This window comes from Methylobacterium sp. WL116, assembly GCF_008039455.1.
GTDB lineage: Bacteria > Pseudomonadota > Alphaproteobacteria > Rhizobiales > Beijerinckiaceae > Methylobacterium.
Genome location: NZ_VRUV01001170.1, coordinates 1 through 274, shown reverse-complemented (window position 1 = coordinate 274; position 274 = coordinate 1). Strand labels below are relative to the sequence as shown.

Annotated in this window: 1 pseudogene; it reads left to right on the top strand. The window is 70.8% G+C overall.

Annotation, left to right across the window (positions count from 1 at the left end):
• Positions 1-199 (top strand): annotated as a pseudogene (locus FV223_RS29910) (nicotinamide-nucleotide amidohydrolase family protein); the annotation flags it as partial.
• Between the last annotated feature and the right edge of the window lie 75 nt (positions 200-274).

Genomic DNA, 274 nt, shown 5'->3' with positions numbered 1-274 from the left:
CGAGGCCGGCACCCGGATCGCGACGGCCGAATCCTGCACCGGAGGGCTCGTCGCCGGGTTGCTGACGGCGGTGCCCGGCTCGTCGGCGGTGGTCGAGCGCGGCTTCGTCACCTACTCGAACGAGGCCAAGTCCGAAGCGATCGGGGTGCCCGCCTCACTCATCGGCGTGCACGGCGCGGTCAGCGAGGCGGTCGCCCGCCATCGCGCGAATCCCTTTTTCGTTCGAAGCGACCTTCGGATGATGCAGCGGACGCGCGTCCGCCCAACCGTCAGC